We start from the raw sequence: 17,062 nt of genomic DNA on the forward strand, positions 1-17,062 counted from the left end.
TGACACGATTGAGTGACTAACGTTTCCCCGGCTGCGGCGTATGGGTGGTCGTGCTTCGACCGAATGGCGACCAACGGTAACCTGCCGTCGCTGGAGTTCGATCGCGGAGGGGCTTCCGGTGCGCCGGGTGCCTGACTGACGGAGGTGTGTGGATGCGGCTTGCTGTGATCCCCGGCGACGGGATCGGGCCCGAGGTCGTGGGCGAGGCGCTGAAAGTGCTCGCCGAGGTCGTCCCGGGTGCTGAGATCACCAAGTACGACCTCGGTGCATCCCGCTGGCACTCCACGGGCGAGCTGCTGCCCGAGTCGGTCCTGACCGAACTCCGCCAGCACGACGCCATCCTGCTCGGCGCCGTGGGCGACCCGAGCGTGCCGAGCGGCATCCTCGAACGCGGCCTGTTGCTGCGCCTGCGGTTCGAACTCGACCACCACGTGAACCTCCGGCCCGGTCGGCTCTACCCCGGCGTGCGCGGCCCGCTCGCCGACCCCGGCGAGGTCGACATGGTGGTGGTGCGCGAGGGCACCGAGGGCCCGTACGCGGGCAACGGTGGCCTGCTGCGCAAGGACACCGAGCAGGAGGTCGCCACCGAGGTCAGCGTCAACACCGCGTTCGGCATCCGCCGGGTGGTGGCCGACGCCTTCGCCCGCGCCGAGCAGCGTCCGCGTAAACACCTCACGCTCGTCCACAAGACCAACGTCCTCGAACACGCCGGTTCGCTGTGGTCGCGCATCGTGGAGGAGGAGTCGCTCGCGCACCCCGACGTGACCGTGGCGTACTCGCACGTCGACGCCGCGACGATCCACCTCGTCACCGACCCGAGCCGGTTCGACGTCATCGTGACCGACAACCTCTTCGGCGACATCATCACCGACCTCGTCGCGGCGGTGACGGGCGGCATCGGACTCGCGGCGAGCGGCAACCTCGACATCACGCGGCGCAACCCCAGCATGTTCGAGCCGGTGCACGGCAGCGCGCCGGACATCGCGGGCCAGAGCCTCGCCGACCCGACCGCGGCCGTGCTGTCGGTGGCGTTGCTGCTCGACCACCTCGGTGAGCGCGAGTCCGCGCGGCGCATCGAGGCCTCCGTGGCCTTCGACCTCGCGACTCGGGACCAGAACAACCCGGGCAGCACCCAGGCCATCGGCGACCGTCTCGCCGCGCTCGTGTCGTCGAACTCCCGCACCAAGGCGAGCTGACGCCGCAGCGACCGGGCACGTCGTTTCCGTGCCCGGTCGCGGGGTATTCGGCGCCCATGCGCAACTGGTTGAAGAACCTGCTGGGGCGTCGGGAACCCGCCTCGTCCACCGCGCCGGAGTCGGATGTCGCGGACGATCCGGCGGTGTCGCGCGCACGGCCCAGCGGCGGTAGGCCCGGCGACGAGCGGGGCGACAACGCGTCGTCCACCGGACCCGGCCACAACGACCCGGTGGTGGGCCGCATCAGCGGAGACGACCTCGGCTACGCCGGCGAGACCGGAGCCGAGCGGCGCAGCAACGACTGACTCACGCCGCCGTGCGGTAGTGGTAGGAGCACAGCTTTTCGAAGCCGGCCCGCTCGTAGAGCCGGGACGCCGCGTCGTTGTCGGGCTCCACCTGGAGATAGAGGTGCTCGGCACGCCGATCACGGGCCCAGTGCGCCAGCGCGGACACCACGGCTCTCGCGGCACCGCGTCCGCGGGCTTGCGGCAGAGTCGCGATGCCGAACAGGCCCGCCCAGCCGGTGTCGACCACGGCGCGGCCCACGGCGACGACCTCGCCCTCGGAGTACACGTGCGCGAACCCGGAAGGCCGGGCGACGCGCTCCAGCAACGCCCACTCGGCGCGGGCGTCACCGCGGTGGTCCGACACCGCGTGCCAGACGTCGAACCACGTCCGAGTCGGACGGTCCTCCACCACGACCGATGCCGGAGGCGGAGGCAGCAGCGCGGTGACCCGGCCGACCGAGGCGGTGTGGAGCGACATCGGACTCTCGACGCGGTAACCGCGCTCGGCCAGCACCATGTCGAGAACCTCCGGGCAGGCGCCGGGGGTGATCTGGAATCGCGCGGGGGAGTTCCGGCGCGCGAAGAACGCCTCCGCCTCGGCGACGCGACGGACGAGCTGCTCGGCCGGAGCGTCCGCGTGGGGCAGCACCGACTGCACCCACCACGCGACCCCCGGTGAGTGCCGCAGCCACCAGCCGTCCACGCACTCGACCACCTCGGCGGGCAACGCCCGAGCCGTCCGCTCCTGCAACAGGCGGGCGAGTTCCGGCACGACGACCCCTCCCGGGAGAACGACGTCACAGGCGTCGACACCGCCGGTTGTGGCAGGATGGGCGACGTGACCACCTCTCACGTGATCATTATCGGCAGGCGCGCCGGGTAGTGCTGAGAAGCCCCAGCACCCGGCGCGCAGACCTCTCGCATCCAGCGAGGGGTCTTTTTTGTTGGTCCACTCATCGTCACAAGGAGATCCCGTGAACCGCACGGAGCCCGCAGGCACCCCGCTCGGGGACCAGTTCCACCTCTATGACACCACGTTGCGCGACGGAGCCCAGCGGGAGGGCATCTCCTACTCGATCACCGACAAGCTGGCCGTGGCGCGGTTGCTCGACGACCTCGGCGTCGGGTTCATCGAGGGCGGGTGGCCGGGTGCGCTGCCGAAGGACACGGAGTTCTTCGCCCGCGCGGCGGCCGGGGAACTGACACTGCGGCACGCGGTGCTCGTCGCGTTCGGTTCGACGAGGCGGGCCGGGATCGCCGTCGCCGACGACCCGCAGGTGCGGGCGCTGCTCGAGTCCCAGGCTCCCGTCGTGACACTCGTGGCGAAGTCGGACGCCCGCCACATCGAGCGAGCGTTGCGTGTGGACGTCGACGAGGCGTGCGCGATGGTGCGCGACACGGTGTCGTTCCTCGTGCGCGAGGGCAGGCGGGTGTTCGTGGACGCCGAGCACTTCTTCGACGGCTACGCCCACGATCCCGACACGGCGCTGCGGGTGCTCGACGCCGCCGGACAGGCCGGCGCCGACGTGGTGGTGTTGTGCGACACCAACGGTGGCCAGCTGCCGCTGGGCATCGCCGAGACGGTGCGGGAGGTCGCCGAGCGGACCGGCCTGCGCCTGGGCATCCACTGCCAGGACGACACGGCGTGTGCCGTCGCCAACAGCATCGCCGCCGTGCAGGCGGGAGCGACCCACGTGCAGTGCACCGCCAACGGCTACGGCGAACGCGCGGGCAACGCCGACCTCTTCGCGGTGACCGGCAACCTCGTGGCGAAGCTGGGGATGCCGGTGTTGCCCGAGGGGCGTGTCGCGGAGCTGACGCGGACCGCGCACGCGTTGGCGGAGCTCGCCAACCTCGCTCCCGAGGAGCACCAGGCCTACGTCGGCACGTCCGCGTTCGCCCACAAGGCCGGGCTCCACGCGAGCGCCATCAAGGTGGATCCGTTGCTGTACAACCACATCGACCCGGAACTGGTCGGCAACGACATGCGGGTGCTCGTGACCGAGATGGCGGGCCGCGCGAGCCTGGAGCTCAAGGGACGGCAACTCGGCGTCGATCTCGCGGACAAGCCGGAGGCGCTGTCGGGTGCGCTGAAGAAGGTGAAGGCGCTCGAGGCGGAGGGCTGGTCGTTCGAGGCGGCCGACGCGTCGTTGGAGTTGTTGCTGCGCGCGGAAGCCGACGACGCCCCCGTCGAGGCGCCGTTCCGGCTGGAGTCCTACCGCGTTGTGCTCGAACACCGCAGCGGCGGCGACGTCGTGTCGGAAGCCACGGTCAGGGTCCACGTCGGTGGCGAACGCGTCATCGCGACCGCGGAGGGCAACGGTCCGGTGCACGCGTTGGACGCCGCCCTCCGGCAGTCGCTGCGTGGACACCTGTCCTGGTTGGACAGCGTGGAGTTGTCCGACTACAAGGTGCGCATCCTCGTCGGCAAGCCGGGCACGGACGCGGTCACGCGCGTCCTCGTCGAGTCGACCGACGGCGACCGGACGTGGACGACCGTGGGAGTGCATCCGAACATCGTCGAAGCCAGCTGGCTGGCGCTCTGCGACGCGCTGGTGCACAAGTCGCTGACGGTGTCCCACTGACCCCTGGTGCATCGTGTCCGCGGTCTGCGTACGCGTGTTCGCGTCGCACGTCGCGGACACGCGTGCACGAGGCGCGGACACGCGTGCGGGAAGCGCGGACACGCGTGCGGTGGGGTGGTGGACGGGACGGGTTACGATGACGCCGTGCGTTTGGCTCGTATCGCTCACCCAGAAGGCGTCGCGTTCGGCTCGATCGAGGCCGACGGCGACAACGACGACGCGGCGCAGGTCCTGGAGATCGCGGACCATCCGTTCGGCAAGCCGAACTACACGGGGCGGCGCTGGCCCCTCGCGGACGTGCGGTTGCTGGCTCCCATCCTGCCGACGAAGGTGATCGCGGTGGGGCGCAACTACGCCAAGCACGCCCAGGAGTTCGGCAACGAGGTCCCCGCCGAACCGATGATCTTCCTCAAGCCCTCCACGAGCGTCATCGGCCCCCACTCGCCGATCAAGCTGCCGCCCTCCTCCTCGCAGGTCGACTTCGAGGGTGAGCTGGCGGTGGTCATCGGCCAGCCGGTCAAGAACGTCCGCCCGGAGCAGGCGCGGGCCGCGATCCTCGGCTACACCGTCGCCAACGACGTCAGCGCGCGCGACCACCAGGCCGCCGACGGGCAGTGGGGTCGCGCCAAGGGGTTCGACACGTTCTGCCCGATCGGCCCGTGGATCGAGACGGCCGTGGATCCGGCGGATCTGCGGCTCACCACGGAGGTCGACGGTGTGGTGAAGCAGGACGCGCGCACGTCGGACATGGTGCACAAGGTCGACGACCTCGTCGCGTTCGTGTCGTCGGTGATGACGTTGCTGCCCGGCGACATGATCATCACCGGCACGCCGGAGGGCGTGGGCCGCATCGAGGAGGGCCAGCAGGTGTCGATCACCATCGAGGGCATCGGCACGCTGACCAACCCCGTGCAGTCGGCCTGAGTCGCCTGGTCACCGCCGCGCGAACACCGGCGCGCGCTCGGGTCGTGGTCCGATCCCGACGATGAGCGCGGGCACGGTCGACAACCACGGCGCCCGGCGCATGAGTGCCGTGAACAATCGCGGCGGGCCCGGCCGACGGCCGTCCACGACCGGTGACACGATCATCCGGTGCAGGAGGCGCTGCAGGCCCTGCACGATGACGGTGGGCATGATGCGTCGTCTCCGTACCGCCGCGAGGACCCGGTCGTCGACCCGGCCGCGCCGCAGCGGGCCCGCGAGCACCCGCGCGGCGGCGACGGCGTCCTGCACGGCCAGGTTGATCCCGACGCCGCCGACGGGTGACATCGCGTGGGCCGCGTCGCCGATGCACAGCAGGCCGTCGGTGTGCCACCGTTCGAGCCGGTTCAGCCGGACGTCGAGGTGCTTGACGTCGTCCATCGTGGTCAGTTCGTGGACCCGGTCGGCGAGGTCGGGCATGAGGTCGGCGACGTCGTGCCGGAACGCGTCGATGCCGCGCCTGCGCAGCTCCGCGTCCGTGCCCTTCCTGCCGAGGTAGGCGACCTGGTAGAAGTCGCGCCGCGGGATGGTGATGCCGAACTTCGTGCCCCGCATGTGCGGCTGGAGCCGGTTGGGTCCCTCACCGGGCGTGCGGCCGAGCCGGAACCACCACACGTCCATCGGTACCGACGCTTCCTTCGGGCGTAGACCTGCCTGAGCTCGGGCCAGTGACCAGCGGCCGTCGCAGGCGACCGTGAGGTCGGCCCGCAGCGTGTGGGTGCTGCCGTCCTCGGTGCGGTACCGCACGCCCTGCACGCGTCCGCGGTCCTTGACGAGCTCGGTGACCTCCGCGCGCATCACCAGGCGGAAGGACGGTTCCTCGGCCGCGGCGTCGGCCAGCAGGCTCAGGAAGTCCCACTGCGGCGTGATGGCGATGTACGGGTGGGGATGGCCGAACTTCGCGAGCCGCTTGAGGTCGCCCACGACCACCCGGCCGCCGTCGGCCGAGGGGAAGGCGATCTCGGTCAGCCGGGTCTGGGGCAGGTGGGCGAACCGCTCGCCGAGGCCGAGGTCGTCGAGAAGTCGCAGCGTGGAGGGGTGCACGGTGTCGCCCCGGAAGTCGCGCAGGAAGTCGCCGTGCTTCTCCAGCACGGTCACCTCGACGCCTGCTCTGGCGAGGAGCAGGCCGAGAACCAGCCCTGCCGGGCCGCCGCCGATGACGGCACAGGTCGTCCGCTCGTCCATCCCGACTCCCTTATTCAATGGATGTTGAATAAATTGACGATGCACGAAGTCGCGGCGCCCGTCAAGGGCGATACGCTGACAGGGCTATGAGTGAGACGAAGGCTGTACGTGCCCGCTTCTGTCCGTCGCCCACCGGAACCCCGCACGTCGGGTTGATCCGAACGGCGCTGTTCAACTGGGCGTTCGCGCGCCACCACGGCGGCTCGCTCGTGTTCCGGATCGAGGACACCGACGCCGCTCGCGACAGTGAGGAGTCCTACGAGGCTCTGCTCGACGCGCTGCGGTGGCTGGGGCTCGACTGGGACGAGGGGCCCGAGGTCGGCGGCGAGTACGGGCCGTACCGCCAGAGCGAGCGCGGCCACCTGTACTCGGAGATCGCGCAGAAGCTGCTCGACGCGGGCGAGCTGTACGAGGCGTTCTCGACCAACGAGGAGGTCGAGCAGCGTCGCCGTGACGCGGGGCAGGACCCGAAGCTCGGGTACGACAACTTCGACCGCGACCTCACCGAGGAGCAGAAGCAGCGCTTCCGCGACGAGGGGCGCTCTCCGGTGCTGCGGTTGCGGATGCCGGACGAGGACCTGACGTGGAACGACCTCGTGCGCGGCGAGATCACGTTCAAGGCGGGCACGATTCCCGACCCAGTGCTCGTGCGGGCCAACGGGCAGCCGCTCTACACGCTCACCAACCCGGTCGACGACGCGCTCATGCGGATCACCCACGTGCTGCGTGGCGAGGACCTGCTGCCGTCGACGCCGCGGCAGATCGCGCTGTACGCCGCGCTGCGCCGGATCGGCGTCACCGACTTCACGCCCGAGTTCGGGCACCTGCCCTACGTCATGGGCGAGGGCAACAAGAAGCTGTCCAAACGCGACCCGAAGTCGAACCTGTTCAACTACCGGGACGAGGGCTTCATCCCCGAGGGGCTGCTGAACTACCTCGCCCTGCTCGGGTGGTCGATCGCCGACGACCGCGACGTGTTCACGGTCGACGAGCTCGTCGAGGCTTTCGAGATCACGAAGGTCAGTGCCAACCCGGCGCGCTTCGACGCCAAGAAGGCCGAAGCCATCAACGGCACGCACGTGCGTGCGTTGCCGGCGGAGGAGTTCGTCCGCCGCACCGTGCCGTACCTGGTCCGCGCCGGGGTGCTGCCGGACGAGCCGAGCGACGACCAGCTCGACAAGCTGCGCACCATCGGACCGCTAGTGCAGGAGCGCGTCACCGTCCTGTCCGACGCCGTGAACCTCGTGCGCTTCCTGTTCGTCGACGAGGACACCTTCGCCCCGGAGGAGGCGGCGGCCACCAAGGCGCTCGGCCCCGACTCCGAACCGGTGCTGCGGGCTTCCTTGGACGCACTGGAAAAACTCGACGAATGGCGCAGCGACGCGATCGAGGCCGCCCTCAAGGAGGCACTCGTCGACGGGCTGGGGCTCAAGCCCCGCAAGGCATTCGCGCCCGTGCGAGTGGCTGTGACCGGGCGCACTGTGTCACCGCCCCTGTACGAGTCCATGGAGCTGCTCGGCCGAGAGAATTCACTCGGGCGGTTGCGTCGCGCGCTGCCAGGCCACTGAGCGTAGACCTCCTGGACCGAAACAGAAGCGCTTTATCACCTACTCAGCAGAGTTGGTAACGCGAAATCTGCCCTAGCCTCGCGGAGTGGCTTCCGCGCTTGGCTTTCCTTCGGCATCGCACTCTGCCTCCGATCTCGACGGTGCTCCTTCCTGGACGCCGCCCGAGCTTCGGTTGGTGTGCCTGGACATCGACGACACGCTGATCGACTTCACGGCGGCGGGTCGGCACTCGCTGGCGACCCTGATCGGCAGGGCCGACGTCTGGCCGCTGTGGGAGCGCATCACCGACGAGCACGTCGCCCGGGTCGTGGCGGGTGAGTTGGCCTACGCCGACATGCACACCGCGCGCACCCGGGCGTTCCTCGCCGAACTCGGCATCGTGGTCGACTTCGTCCAGGCCTCCGAATTCGAGTTGCGTCGCAAGGAACTTCTCCGCCGCTCCTGGCGGCTCTTCGACGACGTTCTTCCCTGTCTGGAATGGCTCACCGCCGCGGGCGTGACGCTCGCGGCCGTCACCAATGCCTCGGGTGCGCACCAGAGAGACAAACTCGGCAGACTCGGCCTCGCCCGCTTTTTCGACCACGTGGCCATCGCGGGCGAGATGGGAGTGGCCAAACCGGACCCTGTGATGTTCCACAAAGTCTGTGCCGCCGTGGGTTGTGACCCGGCTCATGCCGTCCATATCGGCGACAAACTCACCACCGACGCCCTCGGTGCCCGCGACGCCGGGCTGGTGGGCGTGTGGCTCGACCGCCACGGCCTCGACACCGACGTCCCGGCGGGCGTGCACGTGCTCGACACCCTCAGCGAGCTCCCTGAGCTGCTGGTTTCCGAGTTCGCCCGGGTGGGTGTGCCGACCCAGCGCTGACAGGGGGACCCCCCGTGTGAACCCGATTTTCGGCATGCTCTAGTATTTCTTTCCAGCGGCGCCGATCCGGAGAGATTCGGCGAGGGGCCGCGATGGGGTATGGTGTAATTGGCAGCACGACTGATTCTGGTTCAGTTAGTCTAGGTTCGAGTCCTGGTACCCCAGCGCGAAGCGAGAAAACCGGTCTGGTACGATCACTTCGCACGACGACAAGCCCCCGTCGTCTAGCGGCCTAGGACGCCGGCCTCTCACGCCGGTAGCGTGGGTTCGAATCCCATCGGGGGTACGGAAGAAAGAGCGGGAGAGCCCTCTCTGCGGAAAGCGCAGAGGGGGCTCTTTCTTTTATGTCCTGTGGGGGCCCAGCCCCCACACCCCAGCCGGGGGCACGCCCCCGGACCCCGGCCGGGCACGTTCGGTGGTTCGGCTCACCTTCCGTGCCGTTCCGGCTGGGGCGGGGACGGGCCATTGGCTTCGCTTCGCTCGCCTCGGCCCGCAGGGCTTCGCTTCGCTCGCCTCCGGTGGCGTTAGTGCGTCCGCGGGCGCTCCGGGCTTACAGGCGGTCTTGCAGGGCTTGCGCGGCTTGGAGTAGGTCGCTCGCCCACTTCGCGCCCGGGCGGCGGCCGATGCGGTCCACAGGGCCCGACACCGACACCGCGGCGACCACGTTGCCCGCGCTGTCCCGCACCGGCGCGGACACACTCGCCACACCCGGCTCCCGCTCGGCCACACTCTGAGCCCAACCGCGGCGGCGCACCTCCAGCAACGTGCGCTCCCCGAACACCGCGTCCGCCAACACCGCCTGCCGCGTGTGCGCATCCGCCCACGCCGCCAACACCTTCGCGCCCGAACCCGCCGTCATCGGCAACCGCGCACCCACCGGCACCGTGTCCCGCAGACCACTCGGCGGCTCCGCCACCGCGACGCACACCCGCACCACGCCGTCACGGCGGTACAACTGCACACTCTCGCCCGTCAGGTCCCGCAACTTCGGCAACACGACACCGGCCGCGTCGAGCAACGGATCCACCGTCCCGCCCGCCAACTCGGCGAGCGCCGGCCCCGGCCGCCACCGGCCGTCCGGGCCCCGCCGCAACAGGCGGTGCACCTCCAGGCCGACCGCCAACCGGTGAGCCGTCGCCCGCGGAAGACCGGTGCGCGAACACAACTCCGCCAGCCCGCACGGCTGTTCCGCCACGGCGTGCAACACGGAAACGGCTTTGTCGAGAACGCCGATCCCGCTCTGCTGAACCTGCGGCGCCTCGTTGTTGCTAACATCGGGTTGTCCCACGACGCGATACTACAATCTCGCGATATGGGAAGTCCATGATCGGCGAAGTGAGTCCGCTCGCTTTTCCAGACACACGCTCAACGGAGGAGCCCTGATGACCGAACGGCGGGGCCGCACACTGGCGGAAAAGGTGTGGGACGCACACACGGTGCGTCGAGGCGAGGGTGCCGAACCCGACCTGCTCTACATCGACCTGCACCTCGTCCACGAGGTCACCAGCCCACAGGCATTCGACGGGCTGCGCCTCGCCGGGCGGCAGGTGCGGCGCCCCGACCTCACCATCGCGACCGAGGACCACAACGTGCCGACCGTCGGCATCGGCCTGCCCATCGCCGACCCGGTGTCGCGGACGCAGGTCGAGACACTGCGCCGCAACTGCGAGGAGTTCGGTATCCGGCTGCATCCGATGGGTGACGACGAGCAGGGCATCGTCCACGTCATCGGGCCGCAGCTGGGCCTCACGCAACCCGGCATGACCGTGGTCTGCGGCGACAGCCACACCTCGACCCACGGCGCGTTCGGCGCGATGGCGTTCGGCATCGGCACGTCCGAGGTGGAACACGTGCTGGCCACGCAGACGCTGCCGCTGCGGCCCTTCAAGACCATGGCCGTCAACGTGGACGGGGAGCTGCGCCCCGGCGTGACGGCGAAGGACATCATCCTCGCCGTCATCGCCAAGATCGGCACCGGTGGCGGCCAGGGTTACGTGCTGGAGTACCGCGGCAGCGCCATCGAGTCGCTGTCGATGGAAGCGCGCATGACCATCTGCAACATGTCCATCGAGGCGGGCGCCAGGGCGGGCATGATCGCCCCGGACGAGACGACCTTCGCGTACCTGAAGGACCGGCCGCACGCGCCGAAGGGCGCAGACTGGGACGCCGCGCTCGCCGAATGGCGCGAGCTGCGCACCGACGACGACGCGGTGTTCGACGCCGAGGTGCACCTGGACGCCTCGTCGCTCACCCCGTTCGTCACCTGGGGAACGAACCCCGGCCAGGGTCTCCCGCTGGCCGAATCGGTGCCCGACCCGGCGCGGATGGGGGACGAGAACGAGCGGCTGGCCGCCGAGAAGGCCCTGTCCTATATGGATCTGGAGCCCGGTACGCCGCTGCGTGACATCTCCGTGGACACCGTCTTCCTGGGTTCGTGCACCAACGGCCGCCTGGAGGACCTGCGGACCGCCGCCGAGGTGTTGCGCGGCCGGAAGGTCGCCGAGGGCGTACGGATGCTCGTGGTGCCCGGCTCGATGCGGGTCCGGCAGGCCGCCGAGGAGGAGGGCCTGCACGAGGTGTTCCTCGAGGCCGGCGCCGAATGGCGGGCCGCGGGCTGCTCGATGTGCCTCGGCATGAACCCGGACCAGCTGAAGCCGGGCGAGCGCAGCGCCTCGACCTCCAACCGCAACTTCGAGGGCCGGCAGGGCAAGGGCGGGCGCACCCACCTGGTGTCGCCGCTCGTGGCCGCCGCCACGGCCGTCCGCGGGACGCTGTCCTCACCCGAGGACCTCTCCTAGCCGCCCGCCCACCCGAACCACCGACGAGGAGCACACGTCATGGAAGCCTTCACCACGCACACCGGCGTCGGGGTGCCCCTGCGCAGGTCTAACGTGGACACTGACCAGATCATCCCGGCCGTCTACCTCAAGCGGGTGTCCCGAACCGGGTTCGAGGACGGTCTGTTCGCGGCCTGGCGCGCCGACGAGCAGTTCGTCCTGAACCAGGAGCCCTACAAGCGGGGATCCGTCCTCGTGGCGGGCCCCGACTTCGGCACCGGGTCGTCACGCGAGCACGCGGTGTGGGCGTTGATGGACTACGGATTCCGCGTCGTCATCTCGTCCCGCTTCGCCGACATCTTCCGCGGCAACTCCGGCAAGCAGGGCCTGCTCGCCGCCGAGTGCGAGCAGTCGGACGTCGAGCAATTGTGGAAGCTGCTGGAGGAGGAACCGGGCACCGAGGTGACGGTCGATCTCAACGAGAAGACCGTGAGGGCAAAGGACTTCGTGGCCCGCTTCGCCATCGACGACTACACCCGCTGGCGCTTGCTGGAGGGGTTGGACGACATCGCGCTGACGCTGCGGAACGCCGACGCGATCGAGGAGTTCGAGAAGCGGCGCCCGGCGCACAAACCCGTCACCACTCCGAGGTAGCCCCGTGTGACGCCGGCTCCGGGAATCCCTCGCTCCCGCAACGGATATCCGGGGCCGGCACCCGGTCTCGACGAACCGGTCCGACACCACACCGAACGGCACGCGAAACGAGCCCTGAAGGGCTTGTAGAGACGTAACCGCGCACACGATAAGGAAAAAATCCGCGTGCCGTTTGGAATTTGCGCTGTGATGGTAATACCGTGTGCGCATGTCGGCCGGTGTGGCCGGGTAACACGTAGTTCTTCTTGGAGGGACTGTAATGGCCAACAAGGCCCAACTCATCGAAGCGCTCTCAGAGCGCTTGGGCGACAAGAAGGTCGCGGCTGCGGCCGTCGACAACCTCGTCGACATCATCATCCGCACGGTCAACAAGGGCGAGAAGGTGAACATCACCGGCTTCGGTGTGTTCGAGAAGCGCGCCCGGGCCGCCCGTACCGCCCGCAACCCGCGTACCGGCGAGACCGTCCGGGTGAAGAAGACCAACGTTCCTGCCTTCCGCGCGGGCACGACGTTCAAGGACGTGGTGAGCGGCGCCAAGAAGCTGCCGAAGGCCACGACCACCAAGCGCGGCACGACGTCGACCTCGCGGACCACCGCCGGCACGGCGAAGACGGCCGCGACGCGTCCGACGTCGACACGCAGCACCACCAGCCGGACGCGCGCCACCACGGGCACCAGCACGCGTTCCACGGCGACGCGCGCGACGAAGACGAAGCCGACCCGCAGCACCGCGACGAAGAGCACGGCGACCAAGTCGACGCCGACGAAGTCCACTGCGGCCAAGAGCACGGCGAGCAAGAGCACGACGAGCAAGGCCACGCCGAAGAGCACGGCGACGAGGACCACGAAGGCGAGCACCACGAAGGCGGCCCCGAAGACGGCTGCCAAGTCGACGACCAAGGCTGCCTCCACGCGTTCCACCGCGAAGTCCAGCACCGCGAAGTCCAGCACCGCGAAGTCGAGCACCGCGAAGTCGAGCACCGCGAAGACGAGCGCCACCAAGGCCGCTCCGAAGACGGCCGCCAAGACCACCGCCACGCGGTCGACCGCCGCGAAGTCCACGCCCAAGTCGACGACCAAGTCGACCGCGAGCAAGTCGACCCCGAAGACCACCGCCAAGACCACCGCCACGCGGTCCACCGCGAAGAAGGCTCCGGCCAAGACCACGAAGGCGGCCGCGAAGAGCACGACGAGGACCACCGCGAGGGCGACCGCGCGCACCACCTCGCCGGCGAAGAAGACCACGACGAAGAAGGCGAAGTAGCCACTCAGGCGCCGCGCTCGCGGCATTCAGTCGTCTCGGCAGGGCTCCCGTAGTCGACACGGGAGCCCTGCCGCGTTTCAGGCCGGGGTGGGCAGCGCGCTGGGCAGGTAGTGCGCTGCGACGAGGCGGGGTTCCTCCGCGGAGTGCCGGTCGAAGGACAACACCCACACCGAACCCTTCTTGCTCGGCACCTCGCCGGTGAGTTTCCGGGTGAGTGACACACCGTCGCGTTCCGCGAGCGTGTCCAGCAGAGGCGGGATGACACCGCCCTGGCTGCACACGACGGCGGTGTCGTGCGACGCGGCGATCGACAGCAGCGACCGCAGTCCGGCGTCGGGATCGCTCGCGTACGTCTGTTCCGACAGGGGCGCTTCGAGCCGCACGTCACAGCCGATGTCGGAGGCCACCGCGCGCACCGTCTGGACGCATCGCAGCCGCGGTGCCGAGTACACCGCCTCGGGGCGGAAGGCGCGGAGGAGCGGCCGCAACGCCGTCGCCTGCCGCTGTCCGGCGTCCGACAGGGGACGCAGGTCGTCGTCGCCCGTCCACTCGTCGCGGTTGCCCGCCTTGGCGTGGCGGACCAGCAGCACCGTCGCGGTGTCGACGGGAAGCTGCTGGGCGCGCGAACACACGTCCCGATCGCTGTCGTACGTGAGCAGCGACTGCGCTTCCTCCAGCGGCACCCAGCGAAGCTCGTCCACTTCCGCATTGGGTGTGAACTCGCCCGAAACCGGTCTCGCCGTGAAGTAGTCCACGGTTTTCGCGGACCCGTTCACGCTGTATTCGACGGTGGTGAGAAAGCGTTCGAGAACGGCGTCGTACCCCGTTTCCTCGGTGAGTTCCCGCACAGCGGCGATCGGAGAGGTCTCTCCGGGATCCAGTTTGCCCTTCGGCAGTGACCAGTCGTCGTAGTGCGGCCGGTGCACGACCGCTATCTCACTGCCCGCGGGGCTGCGGCGCCACAGCACCGCCCCCGCGGCTTTCACGATGTTGCTCACCCTGTGGCTCCGTGCCTGCGCAGCATTTCCATCTGGTGGTCGCGGACCTGGCCGCTGCCCGTCGGAGAGGGTACCCATTCGCCGGTGGGGTGCAGGACCCAGCACCGGGTCATCGGATCGAATGCGGAGTCCATCACTTCGTCGAGCTGTGCGGTGAGCCGAGGGTCCGAGACCCGCACGAGTGCCTCGATGCGACGGTCGAGGTTGCGGTGCATGATGTCGGCGCTGCCGATCCAGTGGGTGTCGGCGCCGCGGAAGTGGAAGACGCGTGAGTGCTCCAGGAACCGGCCGAGGATCGAGCGCACGCGGATGTTGTCGCTCAGTCCCGGCACACCGGGCTTGAGCGAGCAGATGCCCCGCACCACCACGTCGACGTCCACCCCGGCCTGGGACGCGCGGTAGAGCCCGTCGATGACCTGTTCGTCGACGAGGGAGTTGCACTTGATGCGGATACCCGCGGGCTTGCCCGCCCTGGCCAACGAGATCTCCTCGTCGATGAACTTCAGCAGACCGCGCCGGATGCCGTTGGGGGAGGTCAGGATGTTGCGGTAGGTCTGCTGGCGCGAGTAGCCGGTGAGGACGTTGAACAGGTCGGTCAGGTCGGAGCCGACGGAGGCGTCGGCGGTGAACAGTCCGAGGTCCTCGTACAGCCGCGCCGTCTTCGGGTTGTAGTTGCCCGTGCCGACGTGGCAGTACCGCCGGATCGTGCCGCCCTCCTCACGCACGACGAGAGCGATCTTGCAGTGGGTCTTCAGGCCGACGAGACCGTAGACGACGTGCACGCCCGCGCGTTCCAGCGTGCGCGCCCAGGTGATGTTGGCCTGCTCGTCGAACCGCGCCTTGATCTCGACCAGCGCCACGACCTGCTTGCCGCGCTCGGCGGCGTCGATGAGCGCGTCCACGATGGGCGACTCGCCGGACGTGCCCGAGGTGCGGTACAGCGTCTGCTTGATGGCGAGCACCTTGTCGTCGGCGGCGGCCTGCTCGATGAACCGCTGCACGCTCGTGGAGAACGAGTGGTACGGGTGCTGCACCAGGACGTCGCCCTCGCGCAGGGTCGCGAACACGCTCTTGGGGGTCTCGCGTTCCCCGAACGCCGGATGGGTGGCGGGAACGAACGGCGGGTCCTTGAGTTCCTTGCGGTGCAGCGAGTGGAGCTGGTGCAGACAGCTGAGGTCGAGCAGGCCGGGAATCTCCACGACGTCCTGCGGGTCGACCTCCAGCTCGCGCAGGAGGAGTTCCAGCACGTGCTCGCTCATGTCGCTGGCGACCTCCAGCCGCACCGGAGGGCCGAACCGGCGTTGCGCGAGTTCGCGCTCCAGTGCCTGCAGCAGGTCCTCGTCGCGGTCCTCCTCGACCTCGAAGTCGGCGTTGCGGGTGACCCGGAACACGTGATGTTCGCTCACCTGCATGCCGCTGAACAGCTCGTCGAGATGGGCGGCGATCAGTTCCTCCAGCGGGAGGAACGTCGCGGTGCGGCTGTCCCGGCTCGGCTCGATGCGCACGAGCCGCGGCACGTTGTTCGGCACCTTCACCCTGGCGAAGCGTTCGGTGCCGTCGCCGGGGTCGCGCACGGTCACGGCGAGGTTCAGGGAAAGCCCCGAGATGTACGGGAAGGGGTGGGCCGGGTCCACGGCGAGCGGCGTGAGCACCGGGAAGATGTGCTTGGTGAAGTACTCCGACATCCGCGAGCGGTCGTCGGCGTCGAGCTCCGACCAGGAGACGATGCGGATGCCCTCGTCGGCGAGCGCGGGCCGCAGATCGTTCTCGAAGACCATGGCGTGCCGCTCGACCAGCTCCGCGTTGCGTGCCGCGACATAGGTGAGCTGCTCGCTCGGGGTGAGTCCGTCGGCGCTGCGCACCGAGAGTCCGGTCTGTTCGCGCCGCTTCAGGCCCGCGACCCGCACCATGTAGAACTCGTCCAGGTTGGACGCGAAGATGGCCAGGAACTTGGCCCGCTCCAGCAGCGGCTGCGACTCGTCCTCGGCGAGCGCGAGGACGCGCGCGTTGAAGTCCTGCCAGGAGAGCTCCCGGTTGAAGTACCGGTCGTCGGGGAGCTCGTCGGGGACGCCGTCGCCTCGGGTCGCGGCGGGCGGCGGGGACACGGAGCTGAAGTCGCGTCCCCAGCTGTCGGGAACCCGCGGCGGGGGAGCGGTCCCGGCAGGGCGGCGTCCCGGATCACCGGTCCCGTCCCGTTCGTCGGCGCGAACGCCGCCGGGTACGTCGGACGTGCTGGCCGCAGAGGGTCGGGTTTCGTCGCTCACGCTGCCATTGTCCCCCATTCGAGGAGGTTGTGACGGGTGCGAGAAGGGGCTTCGCCGCCGTTCCCGCCGCCGTCCGGGCAGGTCGGCGGGCTCAGGACAGCAGGCAGGCGCGGTCGAGCACGGCGCGCGTGCGCTCGCCCAGTCCCAGCAGCCGGGCGTGGTCGAGATCACCGGGGGTGTCGACGTCGCCGCGCAGTGACGGCACTGGGGCGGTGATCGGCCGGGCGCCGGAGAGTGTGTGCGCGTGAGCCGAACCCGGGCCGAACCGGGGACGCAGCCGAGCCCCGGGCGCGGACAGCAGGAGAGTGGTCCCGGTGCCCTGCCGGTCGGCCACGAACGCCCGGGTGCCGCGCGCCTCCGCCAGCGCCGCGGAGAGCTCCTCGGGGCGCAACGCCGGCAGGTCCGCCTGGAGGGCGCCGACCACGGCGTCCGGGG

13 protein-coding genes, 2 tRNA genes and 3 pseudogenes are annotated in these 17,062 nt (G+C 69.6%); 11 read left to right on the forward strand and 7 right to left on the reverse strand.

Annotated elements, in window-relative coordinates:
- Nucleotides 1-152 precede the first annotated feature (152 nt).
- Together SACAZDRAFT_RS18070 and SACAZDRAFT_RS18075 are read left to right on the forward strand one after the other, a co-directional pair.
- Complete coding sequence (locus SACAZDRAFT_RS18070; RefSeq protein ID WP_005444087.1) at nt 153-1,196, forward strand: 3-isopropylmalate dehydrogenase; 1,044 nt, start codon at nt 153-155, stop codon at nt 1,194-1,196.
- A 56-nt stretch (nt 1,197-1,252) separates the two neighbouring features.
- Nucleotides 1,253-1,501 (forward strand): hypothetical protein, encoded by a 249-nt coding sequence (locus SACAZDRAFT_RS18075; RefSeq protein ID WP_005444088.1) that lies wholly within the window; start codon nt 1,253-1,255, stop codon nt 1,499-1,501.
- A 1-nt stretch (nt 1,502) separates the two neighbouring features.
- Here the strand turns inward: SACAZDRAFT_RS18075 and SACAZDRAFT_RS18080 are convergent, their stop codons facing one another.
- Nucleotides 1,503-2,255, reverse strand: a complete 753-nt coding sequence (locus tag SACAZDRAFT_RS18080; protein ID WP_005444089.1) for a GNAT family N-acetyltransferase — start codon at nt 2,253-2,255, stop codon at nt 1,503-1,505.
- 202 nt (nt 2,256-2,457) lie between these two features.
- Here SACAZDRAFT_RS18080 and cimA point away from each other — a divergent pair, with 202 nt between their 5' ends.
- Nucleotides 2,458-4,068 carry a citramalate synthase gene (gene cimA, locus SACAZDRAFT_RS18085; protein ID WP_005444090.1) on the forward strand — a complete coding sequence of 537 codons (1,611 nt, stop codon included), beginning with the start codon at nt 2,458-2,460 and terminating at the stop codon, nt 4,066-4,068.
- A 144-nt stretch (nt 4,069-4,212) separates the two neighbouring features.
- Nucleotides 4,213-4,992 carry a fumarylacetoacetate hydrolase family protein gene (locus tag SACAZDRAFT_RS18090; RefSeq protein WP_040928032.1) on the forward strand — a complete coding sequence of 260 codons (780 nt, stop codon included), beginning with the start codon at nt 4,213-4,215 and terminating at the stop codon, nt 4,990-4,992.
- 9 nt (nt 4,993-5,001) lie between these two features.
- Here SACAZDRAFT_RS18090 and SACAZDRAFT_RS18095 read toward each other — a convergent pair whose 3' ends face one another.
- Nucleotides 5,002-6,234 (reverse strand): FAD-dependent oxidoreductase, encoded by a 1,233-nt coding sequence (locus SACAZDRAFT_RS18095; RefSeq protein WP_005444092.1) that lies wholly within the window; start codon nt 6,232-6,234, stop codon nt 5,002-5,004.
- A gap of 86 nt (nt 6,235-6,320) precedes the next feature.
- Here SACAZDRAFT_RS18095 and gltX point away from each other — a divergent pair, with 86 nt between their 5' ends.
- From gltX to SACAZDRAFT_RS18115, 4 genes are all read left to right on the forward strand, one after another.
- Nucleotides 6,321-7,802, forward strand: coding sequence for a glutamate--tRNA ligase (gltX, locus tag SACAZDRAFT_RS18100; RefSeq protein ID WP_005444093.1), 1,482 nt, complete (start codon nt 6,321-6,323; stop codon nt 7,800-7,802).
- Nucleotides 7,803-7,977: 175 nt separating this feature from the next.
- Entirely contained in the window at nt 7,978-8,670 is a 693-nt protein-coding gene (locus tag SACAZDRAFT_RS18105; protein ID WP_005444094.1) for an HAD family hydrolase, read from the forward strand.
- Nucleotides 8,671-8,763: 93 nt separating this feature from the next.
- Nucleotides 8,764-8,835, forward strand: a tRNA-Gln gene (locus SACAZDRAFT_RS18110).
- A 48-nt stretch (nt 8,836-8,883) separates the two neighbouring features.
- Nucleotides 8,884-8,956: transfer RNA gene (locus SACAZDRAFT_RS18115), tRNA-Glu, on the forward strand.
- A 264-nt stretch (nt 8,957-9,220) separates the two neighbouring features.
- On the opposite strand, the gene SACAZDRAFT_RS18120 is transcribed toward SACAZDRAFT_RS18115, so the two are convergent.
- On the reverse strand, nt 9,221-9,958 hold the full coding sequence (locus tag SACAZDRAFT_RS18120) for an IclR family transcriptional regulator (protein ID WP_005444095.1): 738 nt from the start codon (nt 9,956-9,958) through the stop codon (nt 9,221-9,223).
- 94 nt (nt 9,959-10,052) lie between these two features.
- Between SACAZDRAFT_RS18120 and leuC the strand changes: the two genes are divergently transcribed.
- The 3 genes and pseudogenes from leuC to SACAZDRAFT_RS24180 form a co-directional block, all read left to right on the forward strand.
- Nucleotides 10,053-11,468, forward strand: coding sequence for a 3-isopropylmalate dehydratase large subunit (gene leuC, locus SACAZDRAFT_RS18125; protein WP_005444096.1), 1,416 nt, complete (start codon nt 10,053-10,055; stop codon nt 11,466-11,468).
- 39 nt (nt 11,469-11,507) lie between these two features.
- Nucleotides 11,508-12,101, forward strand: coding sequence for a 3-isopropylmalate dehydratase small subunit (gene leuD / locus SACAZDRAFT_RS18130; RefSeq protein ID WP_005444097.1), 594 nt, complete (start codon nt 11,508-11,510; stop codon nt 12,099-12,101).
- A gap of 259 nt (nt 12,102-12,360) precedes the next feature.
- Nucleotides 12,361-12,567, forward strand: a pseudogene (locus SACAZDRAFT_RS24180) (HU family DNA-binding protein); the annotation flags it as partial.
- Between the two features lie 492 nt (nt 12,568-13,059).
- Here SACAZDRAFT_RS24180 and SACAZDRAFT_RS24185 read toward each other — a convergent pair.
- From SACAZDRAFT_RS24185 to SACAZDRAFT_RS18150, 4 genes and pseudogenes are all read right to left on the reverse strand, one after another.
- Nucleotides 13,060-13,533 (reverse strand): annotated as a pseudogene (locus SACAZDRAFT_RS24185) (hypothetical protein); the annotation flags it as partial.
- The gene (locus SACAZDRAFT_RS18140) at nt 13,443-14,363 is read right to left on the reverse strand and encodes an NUDIX hydrolase (protein ID WP_005444100.1); all 921 of its coding nucleotides are present in this window, start codon (nt 14,361-14,363) and stop codon (nt 13,443-13,445) included. The pseudogene SACAZDRAFT_RS24185 and the gene SACAZDRAFT_RS18140, both read right to left, overlap by 91 nt.
- Nucleotides 14,360-16,645, reverse strand: a complete 2,286-nt coding sequence (locus SACAZDRAFT_RS18145) for an RNA degradosome polyphosphate kinase (RefSeq protein ID WP_005444101.1) — start codon at nt 16,643-16,645, stop codon at nt 14,360-14,362. Before SACAZDRAFT_RS18145 ends, SACAZDRAFT_RS18140 begins: the two co-directional genes overlap by 4 nt.
- Before the next feature lie 73 nt (nt 16,646-16,718).
- Nucleotides 16,719-17,062: pseudogene (locus SACAZDRAFT_RS18150) on the reverse strand (2-phospho-L-lactate guanylyltransferase); the annotation flags it as partial.

The sequence above is a fragment of the Saccharomonospora azurea NA-128 genome (assembly GCF_000231055.2).
Taxonomy (GTDB): Bacteria; Actinomycetota; Actinomycetes; order Mycobacteriales; family Pseudonocardiaceae; genus Saccharomonospora; species Saccharomonospora azurea.